18 protein-coding genes and 2 pseudogenes are annotated in these 21,474 nt (G+C 28.3%); 18 read left to right on the forward strand and 2 right to left on the reverse strand.

Translation table 11 applies throughout. From position 1 onward, the window contains the following. The first annotated feature begins 519 nt into the window (after positions 1-519). The 9 genes from ACYUET_RS01990 (at position 520) to ACYUET_RS02030 (ending at position 6,557) form a co-directional block, all read left to right on the forward strand. Positions 520-720, forward strand: a complete 201-nt coding sequence (locus tag ACYUET_RS01990) for a hypothetical protein (RefSeq protein ID WP_460277509.1) — start codon at positions 520-522, stop codon at positions 718-720. A gap of 83 nt (positions 721-803) precedes the next feature. Then, the gene (locus ACYUET_RS01995; protein WP_460278230.1) at positions 804-1,040 is read left to right on the forward strand and encodes a group II intron maturase-specific domain-containing protein; all 237 of its coding nucleotides are present in this window, start codon (positions 804-806) and stop codon (positions 1,038-1,040) included. A 129-nt stretch (positions 1,041-1,169) separates the two neighbouring features. After that, on the forward strand, positions 1,170-1,865 hold the full coding sequence (locus ACYUET_RS02000) for a glycosyltransferase family 2 protein (RefSeq protein ID WP_460277511.1): 696 nt from the start codon (positions 1,170-1,172) through the stop codon (positions 1,863-1,865). A 105-nt stretch (positions 1,866-1,970) separates the two neighbouring features. Continuing rightward, a complete protein-coding gene (locus ACYUET_RS02005) occupies positions 1,971-2,120 on the forward strand; it encodes a hypothetical protein (protein ID WP_460277512.1) in 150 nt (49 codons plus the stop codon). After that, positions 2,087-2,464 (forward strand): EamA family transporter, encoded by a 378-nt coding sequence (locus ACYUET_RS02010; protein ID WP_460277514.1) that lies wholly within the window; start codon positions 2,087-2,089, stop codon positions 2,462-2,464. The genes ACYUET_RS02005 and ACYUET_RS02010 overlap by 34 nt, the downstream gene beginning before the upstream one ends. A gap of 9 nt (positions 2,465-2,473) precedes the next feature. Next, positions 2,474-3,721, forward strand: a complete 1,248-nt coding sequence (locus ACYUET_RS02015; RefSeq protein ID WP_460277515.1) for an ArnT family glycosyltransferase — start codon at positions 2,474-2,476, stop codon at positions 3,719-3,721. A gap of 85 nt (positions 3,722-3,806) precedes the next feature. Next, positions 3,807-4,505, forward strand: a complete 699-nt coding sequence (locus ACYUET_RS02020) for a response regulator transcription factor (protein WP_460277516.1) — start codon at positions 3,807-3,809, stop codon at positions 4,503-4,505. A 12-nt stretch (positions 4,506-4,517) separates the two neighbouring features. Beyond that, a complete protein-coding gene (locus ACYUET_RS02025) occupies positions 4,518-5,891 on the forward strand; it encodes a sensor histidine kinase (RefSeq protein WP_460277518.1) in 1,374 nt (457 codons plus the stop codon). 60 nt (positions 5,892-5,951) lie between these two features. Continuing rightward, positions 5,952-6,557 (forward strand): transposase family protein, encoded by a 606-nt coding sequence (locus ACYUET_RS02030; RefSeq protein WP_460277520.1) that lies wholly within the window; start codon positions 5,952-5,954, stop codon positions 6,555-6,557. Positions 6,558-6,777: 220 nt separating this feature from the next. Here ACYUET_RS02030 and ACYUET_RS02035 read toward each other — a convergent pair. After that, positions 6,778-7,251, reverse strand: a pseudogene (locus ACYUET_RS02035) (ATP-binding cassette domain-containing protein); the annotation flags it as partial. Between the two features lie 74 nt (positions 7,252-7,325). Here ACYUET_RS02035 and ACYUET_RS02040 point away from each other — a divergent pair. From ACYUET_RS02040 to ACYUET_RS02065, 6 genes and pseudogenes are all read left to right on the forward strand, one after another. Beyond that, positions 7,326-7,505 (forward strand): annotated as a pseudogene (locus tag ACYUET_RS02040) (DUF5050 domain-containing protein); the annotation flags it as partial. 438 nt (positions 7,506-7,943) lie between these two features. Further along, positions 7,944-8,729 (forward strand): electron transfer flavoprotein subunit beta/FixA family protein, encoded by a 786-nt coding sequence (locus ACYUET_RS02045; protein ID WP_460277521.1) that lies wholly within the window; start codon positions 7,944-7,946, stop codon positions 8,727-8,729. 21 nt (positions 8,730-8,750) lie between these two features. Next, positions 8,751-9,689, forward strand: a complete 939-nt coding sequence (locus tag ACYUET_RS02050) for an electron transfer flavoprotein subunit alpha/FixB family protein (protein ID WP_460277522.1) — start codon at positions 8,751-8,753, stop codon at positions 9,687-9,689. Positions 9,690-9,977: 288 nt separating this feature from the next. Further along, complete coding sequence (locus tag ACYUET_RS02055; protein ID WP_460277523.1) at positions 9,978-11,522, forward strand: L-lactate permease; 1,545 nt, start codon at positions 9,978-9,980, stop codon at positions 11,520-11,522. Positions 11,523-11,669: 147 nt separating this feature from the next. Next, positions 11,670-13,106, forward strand: coding sequence for an FAD-binding oxidoreductase (locus tag ACYUET_RS02060; RefSeq protein WP_460277524.1), 1,437 nt, complete (start codon positions 11,670-11,672; stop codon positions 13,104-13,106). A 170-nt stretch (positions 13,107-13,276) separates the two neighbouring features. Then, the gene (locus ACYUET_RS02065; protein WP_460277525.1) at positions 13,277-14,416 is read left to right on the forward strand and encodes an acyl-CoA dehydrogenase; all 1,140 of its coding nucleotides are present in this window, start codon (positions 13,277-13,279) and stop codon (positions 14,414-14,416) included. Positions 14,417-14,932: 516 nt separating this feature from the next. Here ACYUET_RS02065 and ACYUET_RS02070 read toward each other — a convergent pair. Continuing rightward, a complete protein-coding gene (locus tag ACYUET_RS02070) occupies positions 14,933-16,672 on the reverse strand; it encodes an ABC-F family ATP-binding cassette domain-containing protein (RefSeq protein WP_460277526.1) in 1,740 nt (579 codons plus the stop codon). Positions 16,673-17,373: 701 nt separating this feature from the next. On the opposite strand from ACYUET_RS02070, the gene ACYUET_RS02075 reads away from it, so the two are divergent. The 3 genes from ACYUET_RS02075 to fliB all read left to right on the forward strand — a co-directional run bounded on the left by ACYUET_RS02075 (position 17,374) and on the right by fliB (position 21,407). Beyond that, positions 17,374-19,812, forward strand: a complete 2,439-nt coding sequence (locus ACYUET_RS02075) for a S24 family peptidase (RefSeq protein WP_460277527.1) — start codon at positions 17,374-17,376, stop codon at positions 19,810-19,812. Between the two features lie 162 nt (positions 19,813-19,974). Next, positions 19,975-20,109 (forward strand): hypothetical protein, encoded by a 135-nt coding sequence (locus ACYUET_RS02080; protein ID WP_460277528.1) that lies wholly within the window; start codon positions 19,975-19,977, stop codon positions 20,107-20,109. A 134-nt stretch (positions 20,110-20,243) separates the two neighbouring features. Further along, complete coding sequence (fliB, locus tag ACYUET_RS02085) at positions 20,244-21,407, forward strand: flagellin lysine-N-methylase (RefSeq protein WP_460277530.1); 1,164 nt, start codon at positions 20,244-20,246, stop codon at positions 21,405-21,407. Positions 21,408-21,474: the final 67 nt, after the last annotated feature.

Genomic DNA, 21,474 nt, shown 5'->3' on the forward strand with positions numbered 1-21,474 from the left:
TGGTCTGAGGTATACGAATCACATTTGAGGTTTAATTCGGTGGGTAAACTTGCCAAACAAAGTAAAGCCAAATAACTATCCGAAACAGAAAGAGTAAATGTGGCAGATGGATGAGGTGAAGGTATGTGGTCTCACCTGGGGAGATCTGATAGATATGTACTAAAAGAATTAAAATTTCTAAATACAACTTATATAGTGATGCATAACTGAATTTATCAGAAGTCAGCAGAAGTCATAGTAATTCCGCTAAACGCGGTAGCGGATGAAGGACTGAACATTAGAAGGTTACAACTTTGGATAAAATCAAAGAAATTACTAAACCAGATGGTGGAGTTAGACTTCTGGAAATACCAACTGTACAAGATAGATTGATTCAACAGGCAATTACTTAGGTATTATCTAAAATATGAATCTTTATTTTCTGAAAATAGTTTCGGATTCCGTCATCGTAGAGGAGCATAGGATGCTATAAGGAAATCAAAACAATATATAAATCAAGGAAATAAATGGGTTGTAGATATGGATTCAGAGAAGTTCTTTGATAAAGTTAATCATGATATTCTTATGAGTAAACTTGAAAATAAGCTAAAACTTAAAGTAAATAAGGATAAAAGTACAGTAGACTTTGTATCTAAACAAAAATTTTTAGGATTTTTGTTTTACTTTTTGAAAAGCGGAGCAGAAATAAGAATCCATGAGAAATCCATGAGAAATCCATAAATAGATTTAAGGAAAAGGTTAAATTCTTTACTAACAGAAATAAAGGAATTAGCACGGAATAAAGGCTATTAAAATTAAATCAAATCACAAGAGGGTGGAATAATTATTATGGAATTGCTAACGCACGCGGAAAGCTAGTGGAACTAGACAAATGGCTTAGAAGGAGACTAAGAGTTTGCATATGGAAACAATGGAAGAAGATTAGCACTAAACAGAGAAATCTAGCTAAATTAGGAATCAATAAATACAAAGCGTGGGAAGATGCAAATACAAGAAAAAGCTATTGGATAATCTCCAATAGTCCAATTCATAATAATTAACTATTTATATTTATAAATGGAGATAAAAATTTAAACTTCATAATTTCTTCATAAATTTTATAAACAGTTCTTTTATTTTTGCTACTAAAATAAAAACATAGTTAGAAGTGTAGAAAGAGGAGTAAAGTTATGAAGTGTTTGATTATAGTACCAGCTTATAATGAAGAGAAAAATATTTATAATGTAGTTACTTCAATAAAGAAAAATAATGTATTTGCAGATGTCATTGTAATTAATGATGGTTCTAAAGACAATACGTATTTTGAAGCGAAAAGGGCAGGGGTGGAAGTAATAAATTTAAGTGAAAATTTAGGGATTGGAGGAGCAGTTCAAACAGGATATATATATGCATTAAATAAAAACTACGATGTAGCAGTTCAAATAGATGGAGATGGACAGCATGACCCAAAGGATTTAGCAAATTTAATAAGACAAATGGAAACAAACAATTTTGATATGATTATAGGTTCAAGATTTGTTGAAAAAACAAATTATATTCCAAGTACATTCAGAGCAATTGGTATAAGATATTTTTCAAAATTAGTTTCTGTTTTATGCAGAAGTAATTATTATGATACAACTTCTGGTTACAGATTAATTAATAAAAAAGGAATAAGGCTTTTTGCCAAATATTATCCAAAGGATTATCCAGAAGTAGAAACAATAGTATATGCATGCAAAAATGGACTTAAGGTTAAGGAAATTGGTGTTAATATGAGGCAGAGATCTAAAGGAAAATCATCTATAACACCAATAAAGTCAATTTACTACATGATTAAGGTAACATTATCTACACTGATTGTAGCTCAAAAACAGGTTTATTAATATACAATAAAAAATATTATTTAAATCACGCTTAAGAAAATAACAAGTTAATATTACATATTTGATTTATTAGATTTTTTACGTGCTTAGTGAGGAGAGTAAGTTATGGGTGTATTTGAAGTATTAATTACAATATCAATTTTTATAACTGTATATTTAATTATTGAAATATCTAAAACAAAGAAAAAGTTAGTAAGATTAATTCAGGAAAATGCTGTGATTTGGCAGTTTATAAAGGAGCAGAAAAACAAATGATATATGTGTTGTTATTAATTAATATAATAATGCTAGTTTGTGGTCAAGTTCTATGGAAAATTGGAACAAGTAAAATTGTGTTTAATTTATCAGTTCAAGGAATTATTAATATGATTTTTAATCCTTACATAATAGGTGGCGCAATTATATATGTATTTGCTACAGTTATTTGGATTTATATATTATCGAAAGCAGAACTCAGTAGAGTGTATCCGCTTCAGAGTTTATGTTATGTAGTTGGAATTGTAGCTGGAACCTTAATACTTAAGGAGTCTTTTACATTTAACAAAGGCTTGGGGGTAGTCTTTATAATTATTGGAGCATTTATTATTAGTTTGAGATAGGAGAAAGATATGTTTGATATTTTTAAAGAAGGCAAAAAAATAAAATTATGGCTTATTTTATTAGAGACGATATTTGTAATAGTATCTTTAATATCAATTTTTAAATATGGTAATTCAACATTACTTGGAAGTTTAGAACAGTTTGATAATGATGATGTAAAATATATAAGAAGTGCTTGGAACTTAGTTGAAAATAGAATATTTTCATATGAAGATATAAGTCAGCCTACAGTATATATAATGCCTGGACTCACATTTATATTATCATCATTTGTAATAGTATTTGGTAAATTTCAAGCTATTGTAGTATTTAGAATATTTCAAGTTATTTTACAAGTAGGTAGTTTAAATTTAATATTTCTAATTGGAAGGAAAATTTTTAATAGTAAGGTAGCACTAGTAGCATGTATAATTGATTCAATTTATATTGTTGAGATATATTCATCTAATCTTATACTTATGGAAGTTACATTTAAATTTTTAGTATTACTTCTTATATATGTAAGTATTTATGCACTTAAAACTGGAAAGGTAAAGTATTATGTAGCTGCAGGGATAGTTTGGAGCTTAGGATGTTTATTTAAACCTACAATAGCAGTATATCCATTGGTAATAGTTATAGTTTGGATTAAAAATAAATATAAGCTTAAGGACGTAGTTAAATATGCTAGTATAGTATTGGTTATATTCTGTATAATAATGTCACCTTGGTGGATAAGAAATTATAAGGATTTTAATATGTTCATACCATTTACAAAGTCTAGTGGTAACCCTTTTTTACAAGGAACTTTTGTTAATTATGATCAAAGTTATGGATGGGGAATAGATTATAAAAAAAGTGAAAATTTGATACAAAAAGACCAATATGAAATAGATATGGGGATAGAAAGATTAAAGATATATGGGATACAAGCGCCGCTCAAATTTGCTTATTGGTATACCTTAGGAAAGACATTTTATTTTTGGTATGAACCTTTTTATTGGAATAAGTATATTGGAATAAATTATTTATTAGCGTTTATAGAACATTATTTTATATTAATAACAGCGATTATTGGTATTAAAAACACTATTAAAGCAAGAAACTGGACTTTAGAAAAACAGGTAATTATTTTAAGTATAATAATTATGAATGCAGTGTATCTACCGTATTTTACATGTAGTAGATATGCATATCCTATTATGCCATTAATGATTATTTTTTCAGGTGGTTATACTTATAATAGAATATGTAAGTTCAAGACAGATAAAAAATAATAGATTAATGATGTAATCATATTAGTTTATTATTTTTCTAATTGTGTCTAAAGATTCAAAGCTAAGAAAAGGCAGGGATTTAGAAATGGAAAAGAAACAAATAATATTAGTAGTAGATGACGAAAAAGATATAAGAGAAGTTATTGAAATTTATTTAATAAATGAAGGATTTGAGGTAATTACAGCTTGTGATGGTTTAGAAGCTTTAGAAAAATTGAAGAATAGATATATAGATTTAATAATTTTAGATGTAATGATGCCTAAATTAGATGGCATTAGGACATGTATGAAAATAAGAGAAGAAAAAAAGCTGCCTATAATAATTCTGTCAGCCAAAAGTGAGGATAGTGACAAGATTTTGGGATTAAATATTGGTGCAGATGATTATGTTGTAAAACCATTTAATCCTTTAGAACTTGTGGCAAGAGTAAAATCTCAAATAAGAAGAAACACAAGTTTTAATGAACCAAGAGAAGAAAATAGTGATGAAATATGTATAGATGGCCTTATAATAAATACAGCTACAAGGGAAGTATTCGTAGATGATAAATTTATTAGATTAACTCCAAGAGAATTTGATATATTAACTGTTCTAGCATTAAGTCAAGGAAGAGTACTAAGTACAGAACAGATATATGAAAAAGTATGGGATGAACCATTTATAAATTCAGATAACACTGTAGCAGTTCATATTAGAAATATAAGAGAAAAGATAGAGATTAATCCTAAAGAACCTAAATATATAAAGTTGGTATGGGGTGTTGGATATAAGATGGATAAATAAGAGGTGGAATATTTGAAAAATAAAATAATAAGAAATTCAAGTAGTTTAAATATTAAATCCATATTAATGAATGTAATAAGTTTTATTATAATATTGAGTGGGATTAGTGCAATATTATATTCAGTTTATATAGAAAATCCATATACTGTGGTTAATGCTTTTAACCGTGCTTTTGTTGATGCAGAGAAATTTGTAAATAGAAATGATGATTCATGTCAGGAATATTTAAACAATGTTGCGGAATTAAATAATGTAAGTGCGGCAGTTATAGATACAGAAGGAACAATATTATTGAAATCTAGAAATATTAAAGAAAATAAATTTGATATGGAAAAATTGGATAAATGGTTTCATAGAGAATATGAAGATGGAAACTTTTATCAGATTTATGATATTACAATAGATAATAAAGATCAGAAACTACTTATATATAGAAAATATAATCCTTGGTATTTAGGTTTAAATGATAAGGAACTTTTATGTATTTTAATGACACCAGCTATTTTAGCTATGCTTTTGACATTCTTTTTAACAAATAGAAAGGTAAGGTACATTAAAACAATAGCAAATGGTGCAATAGAATTTTCAAGTGGAAATTTAGATTATAGAATAGAGAAAAAAGGCAATGATGAATTAGAATTTTTAGCACAAAGTATGAATAATATGGCAATAAAACTTAAAGAAAATATTGAGAAGGAAAGAGCTCAGGAAAAGTTTAAAACAGAACTTATAACTAATGTCTCTCATGATTTAAGAACACCATTAACTTCACTTATAGCTTATATGCAGCTTGTAGAGGACGAAAAAACTACAAAGGAAAATAAAAAGAAGTATACTGCTATATCTATAGAAAAAGCTTATAAGTTAAAACAGCTTATAGAAGATTTATTTGAATATTCAAAGTTAGAATCTGGAGGAATATCTTTAAATAAGAGTGAAGTCAATGTAGTTGAGATACTAGAGCAAAGCATAGGAGAATTATTTATTGAAGCTCAAAAAAGAAATATGAATTTAAAAAAGAAATATGATGTTTCTAAAATAATTTTAAATGTTGATTCAAGCAAACTAGGAAGAGTTTTTGAAAATCTATTATTAAATGCAGTTAAGTATGGGGTAGAAGGTACAGATATAAGTATAAATTTAACAGAAAGTCATGAATATATAACTATTTTATTTGAAAATGAAGTGGAGAGCGATATTTCAGAAGATATATTGAAGATTTTTGATAGGTTTTATAGAAGTGATAAATCAAGAAATTCTAAGGTCAGTGGTTCTGGTCTTGGATTAGCTATTTCGAAGAATGTAGTAGAACTTCATAATGGAGAAATTTATGCAGAGTGTCAAAATAATATGTTTAAGATTTACGTAAAAATTTATAAATGCTAAAGTGTTTATATAAGGTGGATTTTCAAGGTTGTACTTCACATTCACCATAAAATAAATAAAATGATTTTTAGTGTAGATTTATTTAAATTTATAGATGAAGAGCTTAAGTGGAAATATTGTATTAGATGCACTAAAGATTTAGGTGTAACCATAAAAGGAAAATCTAAAATAAAGAAATTAGAAGATATAAAACCATTAAGTAATAAAGGAAAAAACTTTTATAATATAAAATTAACTGCTCAAAATTATAATTGCAATTTATCCGTTTGCAAAGCAAAAGACGCGGAAGAAACTTGGTTTATAGCACATAATTTAGAAAAATCTCTTGCAATAAGAGAATATAAAAAGAGATTTCAAATTGAAGAAATGTTTAAAGACTTTAAAAGTGGTGGTTTTAATTTAGAATCTACTTGGAGCATGAATATTCAATATATAAAGATGCTTTATTTTTGTATTTCAATAGCTTATTGCTTCATAATAACATTAGGAATTTCTTGTGGTAAAGATAAAAATAACACTATTATTGGAGTTGTTAAAAATTTAAATGGTAAAAAAGTAAGAATTTATAGCTTATTTAGATCTGGATTAAAATGGTTTAAAAGATGTTATTATTCAAATAGAAATGAATATTATCTAAAATTTTGCTTTACACTTTATGAAAATTAATGTTTAAAAATCCCATTGACATAATACACTTGAATAGTTTTAATTATTCATTTACATATTAATTCAGTTATATAATAAAATCTCATTATAAGAGTAAATGGAAAACCATAATAATCAATTTAATCAATTATTATGGTTTTATTAAAATTTATTACAAATAACTGTCCGTAGGTCAGGATTATTAGGGCGATTTTTAAAAATATTAAGTTTTTTTATCAATTTAACGCATTCTTAGCTTGATGACATTACAACCTTGTGCTACTAACTGAATTTGGAGTAACTTAATCAACTTTTCCAACTCTTCAGATAAATCTTTTGCAGTGATAAAATCATTATCTTTTAAAGCTAATTCTATATTTGTTTCAACTAATTTTTTATTTTGTTCAATTTCTAAATAATCTTTGTTAAAATGATTTGCATAAATCATCTTTCTAAATTTTCGCATACTCATTTTTCTAATTGTCTTATCTTCAATGATTAAAACAAAATCCACACAGTTTACTATAGAATAGTAATCATGGGAAATCATCAGAATCGCACCGCCATAATTTTTTATGGCTTTTTCAAGTGCTATTTGCGAATATGTATCTAAATGACTTGTAGGTTCATCAAGAAGCAACAAGTTTGCATTACTAGCAGAAATTTTAGCTAATTGAAGCATATTTTTTTCTCCACCAGATAAAGATCCTATCTTTTAAAGCCAAAGACCCCCGGGGGTCTTTGTGAAGGAAGAATGACTGAACTTGCTAATCTAATAACAAAGCTACATTTATAAATGCAAGCAAAGAATATGTGTATTATGTAAATTATTCAGACAATGAAAATCTTTATAAAATTCCAGCTAGTGGCGGAAGATCTAAAAAAACCACCAATGAGTATGGAACTAAGATAACAATTCTAAAGGATAAAATATTTTTTAATGGCATGTTTTACAAAAAAAATAGATAGCAGATAAGATTAATTAATTAAATTTAGATTATTAATGCAAGTCATGTCATGTTAATAATCTAAATATTTTTTTGATATGAGCATGTTAATAATTTAACAATAAATACAAAAATAAGGATATTAAGAAAAAAATTACTTTAAATCAATGATGTAAAAATTCATTTAAGTACTTATATATATAACTTTTTATAACAGAGAAAATTACCAATGTAAACATTTACTGTTAAATTATTAACAATTGTTTACAATCAGTATTTGAGGAGATATAATGAAATCATAAATTGGTCAGACCTATTTATGATTGGTATGATGAGTATGCATGAATTTATAGGAGGAAAATTATCTTTGATCATAGGAATATATTAAATCTAGGAAAAGAATGTTAATAAAATTGTTAACATCATTAAATTAATGTAAATGGTAAAGGGGAGAAAAAACATGGAAATTATGTTATGTGTAAAACAAGTTCCAGATGACTCTGTTGAAATTCATTTGGATAAGGAAGCTAAAAAACCCAAGTTAAGTGGAGTGAGTTTGGTAGCAAATGCATTTGATACATATGCATTAGAGCTAGCAGTCCGCTTGACTGAAGCACATGGAGGGCAAGTAAGTGTATTAACAGTTGGAGCAGAAGATTCTTTAAATACCTTGAAAAATTGTCTTTCTGTAGGAGCTAAAGAAGCATTTTTTGTAAAAGATGATTTATATGCAGATTTAGACTCCCTTGGAACAGCTCATGTTTTGGCAGATGCTATTAATAAAATTGAAAAGGACAAGGGTAAAAAATTTGATTTAATTCTTTGTGGAAAGGAATCTACAGATGAAATTACTGGTGAGGTTGGAGCAATGCTTGCTGAAAAACTTAAAATGGGTTTTGTAAGTAGTGCAATTGAAATAGGTCTAAAAGATAATGATTTGGAAGTTCATCAAGAAACTGATGAAGGATATAATTTAGTTTCTTTAAAATCACCAGCAGTAGTAACAGTAAGTAAACCAAATTATGATCCACGTTACCCTACGATTAAAACTAAGATGGCAAGTCGTAAGGCAGTAATTCCAACTTACTCAGCAGCAGAAATTGGAGAGGTAAAACAAGCAAAAGTATGTTGCATTCAATATGTTGAACCTTCTAAGAAAGAAGCTGGTATCAAGATTAAAGAGAAAGATGCTGTGCTTGCAGTAAGTGCTGTTATGGAACAAATGAAAAAGGATAAGGCAATCTAAATTAAGGGGGAAAAGGAAAGTATGAAAGCATTATTGTTTATTGAGACAGATGGAGAAAAAGTATTGGGAGGAAGCCTAGAACTTATTAGTGCAGTAAAAGCATTAGAGGCAGAAGGAACAGCTCTTGTAGTAGGTAACAGGGCTTTAGCAGATACAGTAGCAGCGTTTGGAATTCCAGTTATTTTTGCAGATAATGCGGATGGCTGTGATACTTTGACAGAAGTATTAGCAGAAACTGTTAAGGAACAAAATCCAGATATTATTCTATTAGCTAATACAGCACTCGCTAAAAATATTGCACCACGTATTGCTGGACGAATGAGTTTAGGCTGTGTAAGTGATGTAACAGGAATTAGTAAAAGCCATGATAAAGTTATATATACCAGACCAGCTTATGGCGGCACAATTTTGGAACATATTGAAGTAGAAGGCACTGCTATAGTTACAGTTAGAAATGGAAGCTTTCCAAAGCCAGAAGCTGCTTCAAATGCAAGTGTTACAGAAAAGAAGGTTGAAATTTCAGCTAATGTTATTAAGACAAAAATTGTTGATGTAGTAAAAGAAATTTCTGAATCTGTTAATTTAGAAGAAGCTGAAGTTATTGTTTCTGGTGGACGTGGAATGGGAAATGCAGAAAATTTTAAACTTGTTGAAGAATTAGCACGTGTACTTGGCGGTGTAGTTGGTGCAACAAGACCCGCAATTGAGGAAGGATGGATTTCTCGTGCACATCAAGTTGGACAATCAGGAAAGATTGTAGCACCAAAACTATATATTGCATGTGGTATTTCTGGAGCAACACAACATACATCTGGAATGACAAGTTCAGGTTATATCGTTGCAATTAATAAAGATGAAGAGGCTCCAATATTTGAAGTTGCCAACTTAAGTATTGTTGGTAATGTTGCAGAAATTCTTCCAGTTATGATTGAAGAAATGAAAAAAGCAAAAGCACAGTAAAGTTTTTTCTAAGATAAAGGGTTATTTCACTAAAAGCTATTGCAATAACTTAAAAATAAATCTCAATTCACAAGAATATGAAATTAAATATAAAATTTCACACTTGTACACTTAGAGAATTATTAAAAATAAATTAATAATAAACGTAGCATATAAAAAATAATTATATTCGTATATTTTTAAAACAGTATTAATTAGCAAGTGGAGAGATGGATAATTATAATACCATGGTGATACCAATTTGTGAAAGATTATACCACTTAAGAATTAAATAAGGAGGATATGAAAATGCTGTTTTTAAAATTCTTAATGGCCATAGCACCAATTATTTGGCTTATAATTGCACTTAGCGGATTAAAAATGCCAGGTTTTAAAGCCTGTTTAACTGCACTTGTTCTTACAATGATTTTAGCTATTTTCTTCTGGAATTTGAATGTCATTTATACTATGACAGGAGTATTAGAAGGAATACTAAACGCATTGTGGCCAATTTGTCTAGTTATTGTTGCAGCTTTGTTTACGTATAATTTGATTTTACGTACAGGCGCAATGGATTCCATTAAAAAAATGTTGGCTGGAGTTTCTAGAGATAAAAGAGTATTAATATTAATTATTGGATGGGGCTTTGGTATTTTCATGGAAGGAATGGCGGGATTCGGTACAGCAGTTGCTATTCCAGCATCAATGCTTGCTGGTCTTGGATTAAATCCAATTTCAGCAGTTCTAGCATGTTTAGTTGCCAATACAGCACCAACTGCTTTTGGATCAGTTGGAATACCTTTAGTAACACTTTCTGCAGTAACGAAAGTTGGAGCTAACTCACTAGCAGCAAACACAGCGATAATTGAAGCGTTTATCTTTTTTATAACTCCATTTATTATGGTATGCATTGTAGGTGGGGGAATAAAGGCACTTAAAGGGGTATTTGTTGTTACCTTGGTTGCTTCATTATCATTTACAATACCTGCTTATATTACAGCAACAGTACTTGGACCAGAATTACCAAATATAGTAGGATCTATTTGTTGCATGATATGTACAATTGCTTCAGCAAAAATATTTAATAAAAATCCTCAAGAAGAATATTGTATTCAAGTTAATGAAAAACAAGAAGAAACAACTTTATCATTTAGTAATGCAGTAAAAGCTTGGTGCCCATTTATTTTAATATTTTTAATGTTAATGTTTACTTCAACATTATGCCCACCAATTCATGATGCAATTGCAGGATTTAAAACTAGTGCAATTGTATATGCAGGTAAAGGAGGAAACACTTTAACCTTTAGTTGGATTAACACACCGGGTGTAATTATCTTTATTGCGGCCATTATTGGAGGGTTTACACAAGGTGCAAAAGTGCCAATGATGTTTGATGTATTAAAAGGTACATTAAAAGCAAACTGGAAAACGATTGTAACAATTTGTGCAGTTATGTCAACCGCAAAAGTAATGAGCTATAGTGGAATGATTTCAGATATTGCAAGTCTTTTAGTTGTAGTTACAGGAGGAGCATATCCATTAATTTCACCATTAATCGGATCTATTGGAGGCTTTGTCACAGGCTCAGGTACATCCACCAGTGTTTTATTTGGAGGATTACAAGTACAAACAGCACAAAACCTTGGACTTTCAGCAGCATGGATGGGTGCAGCAAATACACTTGGAGCAGGTATAGGAAAGATGATTTGTCCTCAAAGTATTGCAATTGGCACAAGTGCAATAGGCAAATCTGGTTCGGAAAGTAAAATTTTAAGAAGTGTATTTAAATATTATATATGCTATGTAACTATTGGTGGAATCCTATGTTTTATAGGCACACGTTTATTTAGTTAAGAGATAATAAGTAAGAGATAAGTAGTATTGAGAGATAAAAGATAAGAGATAAATAGTATAAAAAGATAAGGTATGAAAGATGTCAGGTAAAAGTTTAGGAAAAAATTTAAATTTGGCGCTAAATAAATTAGAAAGGAAATGATTATTATGGCTAAGTATAATCAATTGACAGAAGAATTAATCATGAAATTACAGGAGGCAGCTCCAGGGCATATTTTAACAGGTGAAGATATAAATGAAGATTACAGTCACGATGAAATGCCTATCTATGGGAAAGCAGCTCCACAAGTTGTATTTATGGCACATTCTACTGAAGAAGTTTCAAAGGTAGTAAAAATATGTGATGAAAATAAAATACCAGTAACTCCAAGAGGCGCAGGAACGGGGCTTGTAGGTGGAGCAGTTCCACTACTCGGAGGAGTTTTAATTGATATTACAAAGATGAATAAAATACTTTCTTATGACTTAGAGAATTTTATTGTACGTGTAGAGACTGGTGTTTTATTAAACGATCTTGCAGAGGACTGTTTAAAAAAAGGATTATTATATGCTCCAGACCCAGGTGAAAAATTCGCTTGCCTAGGTGGAAATGTTGCAACTAATGCTGGTGGAATGAGAGCGGTAAAATACGGTGCAACACGTGATTATGTACGTGCAATGAAGGTTGTACTTCCAACAGGTGAAGTAACAGACTTTGGAGCTACAGTATCGAAAACAAGTTCAGGTTATAGTCTTTTGAATTTAATGATTGGTTCAGAAGGTACCCTTGGAGTTATTACTGAACTTACACTTAAAATCATGCCAGCACCAAAGGTAGTTGCAAGTTTAATTATACCTTTTGAAAATTTAGATGATTGTATTGCTACTGTTCCTAAATTTAAAATGGAACACATGAATCCGCAAGCTATAGAATTTATGGAAAGAGAAATCGTTTTATCTAGTGAAAGATATATTGGAAAAAGCGTATTCCCACAAGTAATTGATGGAGTAACTGCAAATGCTTATTTACTTGTAACTGTTGATGCGGGTAATGAAGATGAGTTAAATAATCTTATAGAACAAGCTAGTGAAATAGTATTAGAATCAGGAGCAATTGATGTGCTTGTAGCTGATACACCAGCAAAAATTAAGGATGCGTGGGCTGCACGTTCTAGTTTCCTTGAAGCCATTATGGCAGAAACAAAATTATTAGATGAATGTGATGTTGTAGTTCCAGTAAATAAAATTGCTCCTTATCTTGCATTTGTAAATAAAACTGGTGAAGAGTGTGGAATAACTATTAAAAGCTTTGGACATGCAGGAGATGGAAATCTTCACATATACCAATGCAGTAATGATTTAGAAGAAGGAGAGTTTAAAACAAGAGTTGATAAATTCTTTAAGATTATTTACGAGGAAGCAATAAAATGTGGAGGCCTTGTTTCAGGAGAACATGGAATTGGTAGTGGAAAGGTTAGCTATTTAAGAGATAGCATTGGAGAAGTAAATATGGAATTAATGAAAGGCATTAAAAAAGTCTTTGATCCAAATTCCATTATGAATCCAGGAAAAGTATGTAGCCAAATAGAAGGTTTAAGTTCATAATAAAAAAGTTTATATATATAAATATCTCATAAAAGTAAAAAAGAAAAATAAGCGTATCCTACAAAAAGTAAAAAGGAAAAGATGTTCCACAAAACAAGAAAAGGAATTAAAAAAAAACAATTGATATCACACAAATTATAAAAAGGAAAAAAGGAAGGCAGGAGATTAATATGAATTTTAGACAAGATGAAACCCATGAACAATTACAAGAAATGTATCGCGAGTTTGCAGAAAATGAGGTAAAACCAATCGCAAAAGAAATTGATGAAAGCATGCGTTTTCCAGAAGAGAATGTAGCAAAAATGGCTGAAATGGGCTTACTTGGAATTCCATTTTCTGAAGAATACGGCGGAGCTGGAATGGACACATTAAGTTATGTACAATGTGTAGAAGAATTATCTAAATGTTGCGCGACAACAGGTGTTATTGTTTCAGCACATACAAGTCTTTGCGCAACTCCAATTCATACTTTTGGTACAGAAGAGCAAAAAGTAAAATATTTAAAACCACTTGCTTCAGGTGAAAAATTAGGTGCATTTGGATTAACAGAACCTGTTGCTGGAACTGATGCCTCTATGCAAAAGACAACAGCAGTACTTGAAGGAGACCATTATGTATTAAATGGAAGCAAGATTTTCATTACAAATGCAGGATATGCAGATATATATATTGTTTTTGCTATGACAGATAAGAGCAAGGGAACAAAGGGTATTTCAGCATTTATCGTTGAAAAAGATTTCCCAGGTTTTTCTGTTGGAACTCATGAATTAAAGATGGGAATTCGTGCATCTTCTACATGTGAATTATTCTTTGATAACTGCATAGTTCCAAAGGAAAATCTTTTAGGAGAAGAAGGTAAAGGATTTGGAATTGCAATGGCGACTCTTGATGGAGGACGTATTGGTATTGCAGCACAAGCTCTTGGTATTGCAGAAGGTGCAATAGAAGAAACAGTAAAATATGTTAAAGAGCGTGTTCAATTTGGAAAATCAATTTCACAATTCCAAAATACTCAATTTGAACTTGCACAAATGCGTGCAAGTACAGAAGCTGCAAAACTTTTAGTATATCAAGCAGCATGTGCAAAAGATGATAATGAAAAATATACACATTTAGCTGCTATGGCAAAATTGGTTGCTTCTAGAAATGCTACTGATGTAACAAATCGTTGCCTGCAATTATTTGGTGGCTATGGATATTCAAGTGATTATCCAATTGAAAGAATGATGCGTGATGCTAAGATAACAGAAATCTATGAAGGAACATCAGAAGTTCAAATGATGGTGATTTCAGGATGGATGCTTAGATAAGCCACATTTTAAAATCTAATAAATTTGTTCTCTAGTTAAACACAATCAAAAAATAATAGATTAAATATCAATTATATTGAACTAGCATTTTTTGATTGTGCATTAAACCTATTTAAATAAACTATGAAAATAACAAGTTCAACTATATATTATAGGGAACTTGTTATTTTTTATGTCTTTAATCGGATGGAGTGCTTTTTTATTCTTTAGGAATTTATAATACATTAAATCTGTGGATAACTTATATAATAAGCTAACAAAATACATTTGACAAAAACCTAAAGAATAAAAAACAAATATATTCGCCTGCCAGATTTTTCTCACATGCGTTCGAAAAGACAGATGCGTAAAAAAAATCTACGGCTTCATAGTCGCCTGTGATTTTTTAATAAAAATTGTGATTTTATTAAGAATAATTTTATCTGCTTTTGTTTGATAAGAGGTAAGCGTCAAAGAATTAACGCCTAGATATAGCTAAACCCCTTTGCTAACGTCCTAAGTAAAAAAATATAAGATTTAAAGTAACTTAATCAGCGATTCTAACTCTTCAGATAAAGTTTTTGCACGTTCAAAATCAGTATTTCGTAAAGCTAAGGCTATTTTCATTTCTACTGATTTTTTCTTTTGTTCAATTTCTAAATAGTCTTTATCAAAATACTTTGAATAAATCATCTTTCTAAATTTTCGCATATTCATTTTTCTAATTGTCTTATCTTCAATGAGTAAAACATAATCTACACAGTTTATTATAAAATAGTAATCATGAGATATCATTAGAATCGCACCGTTATAATTTTCTATGGCTTTTTCAAGTGCTATTTGTGAATAGGTGTCTAAATGGCTTGTTGGTTCATCTAGAAGCAACATGTTTGATTTACTAGCAGAAACTTTGGCTAATTGAAGTATATTCTTTTCTCCACCAGATAAAGATTCTATCTTTTGGTTAATGATTTCTTCATCAAAATCATAGTTTGAAATATATGATTCAACATCTTCATAAGTTTTAAATCCTGCATCTAGGAATTCTTTAAGTATTGTATTAGACTCATTTAGTACTTCCCCTTGAAGCTGTGATAAATAAGCTACTTCAATGTCAGAATTTATTTCAATAGCAGGATGATTATTTTTAAAGATATCTCTTAGTAAAGTAGTTTTCCCAGTGCCGTTTAACCCGATAATAGCTACTTTATCATTGGATTTAATCTCAAAGTTAACATTTTCTAAAAGCATCTCATCAAAGCTAACACTGTAATCATTAATTTTTAAAGCTATTTTTTCTTCAATTTGATTATTAGTAGTTAAACGAATATAAGGTTGTTTAATTTCTACAAATGGTGTTTTAATTCTACGTGCTTCTAATCTTTCTTGAAATTTCATTCTAGCTTTTAGATATCTTCCAGCAGAAGTTTCACCTGTAATTTCTGCTCTATCTCTTAGTTTATTGATTATTTGCTCGTTTCTCTTAATTTCTTCATCATCAGCAATAGCTAGTTCCTGCAACTCAATTTTAGTTTGAAGTAATGTGAAGTTATAATCAATATATCTTCCATCAAACTCTTGAAGCTCCATGTTTTCAAGGTGAATAATTTTATTAAAGCAATGATTCAATAGATATCTGTTGTGCGTAATAACTAACATTATTCCCTTGTGAGAATTAATTAGATTTTTGAGAGAATTAAGGTTTTCAAAGTCTAAAAACACATCTGGTTCATCCATAATCATTAAGTCTGGACTATTAAGCATTTCCTTAATCACTTGAATAAGCTTGAATTGCCCACCACTAAGTTCAGATACCATTAGATCTTTAAGGTTGCTTAGATTTGCAAGATTTAATTTCTTATTAAGGTCACTTTCGAAATCATCTCCAAAAGTTGCATCAAGTAAATCTAAAGCTTCTTGGTACTTTTCTAGTAAAGGTTCAATCTCAGAAGATGTTTCCATTTCAGCACAAATAGAAGTTATTTCACTTTGTAGCTTAATAAAATCTTCACATAGATATTCGAAAACTGTAGTTTCTTTTGTTTTGTCTAGTTGAGGGAATTGACTTACATATCCAATCTTACAATTTGGATCTATCTTTAGGCTGCCATCGAACATGTAGTTTTCTGAATCTATAATTATATCTATCAGTGTACTTTTTCCACTACCACTTGTTCCTATAAAAGCACAATGTTGATCATCTTCTAAGGTAAATGAAATCTTATTATATAAATCTTTTTGCGGAAATGAGTAGGACAAATTATCAACTTTTATCATATTATTACCTCTCTTTATAACTTAAAAAAGAGCTTATAAAAATAAGCACTTTAATATATTCTTAGCAATTGAAATTTTATACTTGATTTTTATGTAGTAAAGACAATTTACTAAGTTTAACATTGACAGCATAACATTTTTTTCGACTAAGTTCAATCATTTCATATAATAAACAAAAATTGTCTTAGTATTCTAATAAATTAAGTATAGTAGTCTATTTTTTTGCACTTATAACTAATGAAAATTCAATATATATTATTACCTTGAATAATATATATTTAAAAAAGTAGTGGATTTCAAAGGTCAAGCTTCCCCTACATCATGAAATAAATGAAATGATTTTTTGTAAAGTGGATTTTATAATTCAAACTAAAGAAATAGCTAAGTTATTATACTTACAATTAGAAAATTAGTTATACTATTTCAGTACTTAAATAAGAGTTGTTATAAGTAAAACATGTGGAAACTATTATAATTTAATATTATTTTAAATAAGAAACAATCAATAATTTTAAAAAAGTAAATTGATTGTTTTTTATATTAAAATTAAAAAAATGATAATCAAAAGTAAAAATACAGTAATTATAAATAATATCAATAGTAACTTAATTTCTATTCATAATATTTCAAAACATTACATATAATTACATAATATAGTATAAATATTAAAAGTATAATAAAGTATGTAAATGGAGGATGAAATGCAACTTAATGTAGAGCAAAAAAGAATAATTCAGAGTAAACCTAATGGCCATTCTTTAATAAAGGGTGTAGCTGGTTCAGGTAAGACTACTGTTGCTGTAAATAGAATTCCATTGCTATTAAGGCACTATTGTTCCTCTAAAGATGATAGAGTTCTTATGGCAACTTATAATAAATCACTTCAAAAATATGTTTCATTTATATATGATAACATTAAAGATAATATTAATGATCAACTTAATATATTTGATGAAGACAATAGTAGTAAGTTATATATTAAAACCATAGATTCAATAATGTTTAATTATTTTAATCAATATAAAAAGTATAATAATGTTAATTTAGAAATTGCATTTCAAAAAGAATGTCAAGATGAATTAATTGATGCAATAAATTTTGTTAGCAAGAGTTTTGATGATATTAAAATCATTAATCAGAAGTATTTTCAATTTATAAAAGAAGAAATTATGTGGATAAAAGCTTGTAATTATATGGAGCTTGAAGAATATCAATCTGTTGATAGAATAGGGAGAGTTAGAAAAATTAATAATGATGGCCCGCAAAAACTTAGAAAAAATTCTAAACAACGAAATGCAATCTTTGAAGTTTTATTAAGGTATAATAAAAATTTAAAAAATACAAATAAAGTAGATTTTCAAGATATGGCATTAATCGCATTATCTCAGGCTAAAAAACATCCGTTTGAGAAATATACACATATTTTAATAGATGAAAGTCAAGATTTAACAAGAGTTCAATTGGAATTTTTAAAAGCATTATATAATGAAAAAGAATATTCTAGTATAACATTTATTTCTGATGTAGCTCAAAGTATATATCCTCAAGCTTGGCTTGTTAAAAATCGTTCATTTGCAAGTTTGGGTTATGATATGAAGGGAAAATCTAATTCTTTAAGTAAAAATTATAGGACAACTACACAGATAGCTCAAGCTGCATTTAGTTTAATTAATACAGATGAAGATTTAATTGAAGATGATAACTTTGTTAAACCTAATTTAATAGACAAGCAAGGTGAATATCCAGTATACAGAAACTTTAAAAATTCAAGTGAAGAATCATATTATATATCTAATTTAATAACCAGAAATCTAATGAAAAGGTATAACCTTAAAGATATTGTTATAATTTCTAGAAGAAAAAATCAATTAAAAGAAATTAAAGAAAATTTAGAAAAACACAAAATTACATGTTCTATATTTGATAAAAATAATGAATTTGATTTTTCAAATGAAAGTGTAAAGCTTGTAACTATGCATTCTATTAAAGGACTTGAATTTAAGGTTGTTATAATTGCTGGATTAAATTCTAAAGTAATGCCTTTATGTCCAGTTAGAAATGAAGAAGAAGATATGGACATGCTAGAATCTAGAGAAAGAAAATTACTTTATGTTGGAATGACTAGAGCTACAGAAAAATTATTTATAACATCAGATGGTATACCGTCTAAATTTATTAAAGATATAGATTATAAGTATTTAAGAATAAAAAGTAATTGTGATATGAAGAGAATTTCTTCAATAAGTTTAGAAAATTATTTGTTTAAAGAAGAGATTTCAGATATATATTCTAGAGAAGAAAAAATAAGACAATGGGTACTTAGAGAATTAAGAGATACTTATGGATATCCAACAAACTTATTTACTATAGAACAAAAAGTAAATATAGGATCACAAATTAAATTTGCGGATATTGCAGTTGATATTTATAGGAATAATACTAAAGGTCCATATATATTGATAGAGGTAAAAAGCTGGGGCAGTGGTATAAAGAATGCATTATCACAACTAAAGAGCTATATGGCTAATACTCCAAGTGCTAAATATGGAATAGCAACTGATGGAAATGAAATAGTTATAATAAATAAAGATTTAAAAGAAGTAGATGATATACCTAAGTTTGATTCATCAATGCTTCCATTAGAATTAGAAACTATTGAATATATAGATTTAAAAAGAAATATAAGTCATAAATTTATAAAAGATTCATTGGCAATAGGTGAATTATATATAGAGGAAAATGGATGTGAAAGAAAAGTTGATAGTGTAAGAGCTGTTCCAGTATTTAATGAGATAGCAGCGGGAGTGCCTATATTAATCAATGATAGTATACAAGGAAAATATTATTTACCAACAGAATGGATTAGAAATTTTAAGGATGTATATATTCTTAAGATTAAAGGTGATTCAATGATAAATAAGAATATAAATGATGGAGATTATGTTGTTATAAATAAACAAAATTCAGCTGATATTGGACAAATAGTTGCAGTAGATATTGAGGGAAATTGTACATTAAAAACATATAAAACAATAGGTGGAAAAATCCTCTTAATGCCTGAAAATGATGATTATGAACCAATTATCCTTGAAGAAGATCAATGTAGTATTCTTGGAGTGGCGATTGGATTGATAAAATAAATCTAATATTTAATAGAGGAAATTTATTCTAAATAATACTATTAACTTAAAATTAGTTTTTTATTTTTGTAGAATACATTTGAGGTTATTAAGAATTTATATAAAAATATATAATTCTATAGATGAAGCTAATATATATTTTGATTACATTACAGAGCTAATATGATTAGCTTAGCAGAAGAAAGAACTAAATTGCAAGTCGCAAAGAATTTATTAGATATTTTAGATGATGAAACAATAGCAATAAAAACAGTATTAGATATAGAAAAAATTAAAAGGTTAAGAAAAGAAAATTAAAGGGTAGGCTTATTTTAGTCTATCCTTAGTTTTTATAAAAATATTAATGAAAATTTGAATTTTTAGTTAAGAATGTTATAATCAATAAATAGTAAAATTAAGTAATAATTTATATAGAAAGTGTGAAACTAGAAATGAGAATAAGAGTACCAAGTTATTTTAAGGATTTTAAATGTATATCATCAGAGTGTGAAGATACATGTTGTGCAGGATGGGGAATTGTAATTGATGAGGAAACTAATAATTATTATCAAAAGGTAGATAGTGAGTTTGGAGAAATGTTAAGAAGTAAGATAGTACAAGAAGATGGGGAAAATGTTTTTGTATTAAACGGTGATAATTGTTCATTTTTGAATGAAAATAATCTTTGTGAAATATATAAGGAGCTTGGAGAAAAAAATCTTTGCTATGTATGCAGACAATACCCAAGATACATGGAAGAGTTTTTGGATTTAAGAGAAATTGGAATATCATTATCTTGTCCAGAGGCTGCAAGAATAATATTAAGAAATTGTAAAGTATCAGAATTTGAATTAAGTGAAAATAATGAAGTTGGGGATAAAGATAGTGATATTGATGAAAATGTACTTGAAGACTTTTTGCTTTGTAGAAATATAGCCATTAATGTTATAGAAATGCCTAATATAGATTTAGAAGTTAAGGCAGCAGTGGTGCTTAAATTTGTTAAAGAAATTCAAGATAAAATAGATTTAGGGGATATGGATGAAATAAAATATGTTAGAGAAAAGTACAGTGAAAACAATTTTATAAAAGAAATAATAAATGATTTATATAGATATAAGGGAAATGAAGAAACTAAATATAATAATGTATATGAATACTTTAAAACATATATAGATTTAAAACATATAAAACCTAATGATCAATTAGGTTTAAATAATGCATTAAGACATTTTTGGCAAAGTGAAGAGAATAGAGAATTTTATATAGATGAACATAAGAAATTTAATTATTATTACAAAAATAATATGTACAAGTTTAAGAATATATTAGTGTATTTTATATTTAGATATTTTATGAAGGCTATTTTTGATTATGATGTATCTGCAAAAATAAAGATAGCTATAATTAGTTTAATAATGATTAAGGAATTGGCAGTAGTAAGATGGATAGAAAATGGAGAACTTACGGAAGAAGATATGGTGGATATAAGTCATATGTATTCTAAGGATGTTGAGCATTTAGAAGAGAATATAGAAACACTACAGGAAATTTTTGAAACAGAAGAAGTTTATGAAGTAGATAAAATCTTAATTACTTTAATGAATGAATTTTAAAATAATAAGTGGTGGATTTTAAAGGTCATGTTTCTCCTCCACCATGAAACCAATGAATCGTCTATAA

The organism is Clostridium sp. CTA-5 (assembly GCF_054768135.1).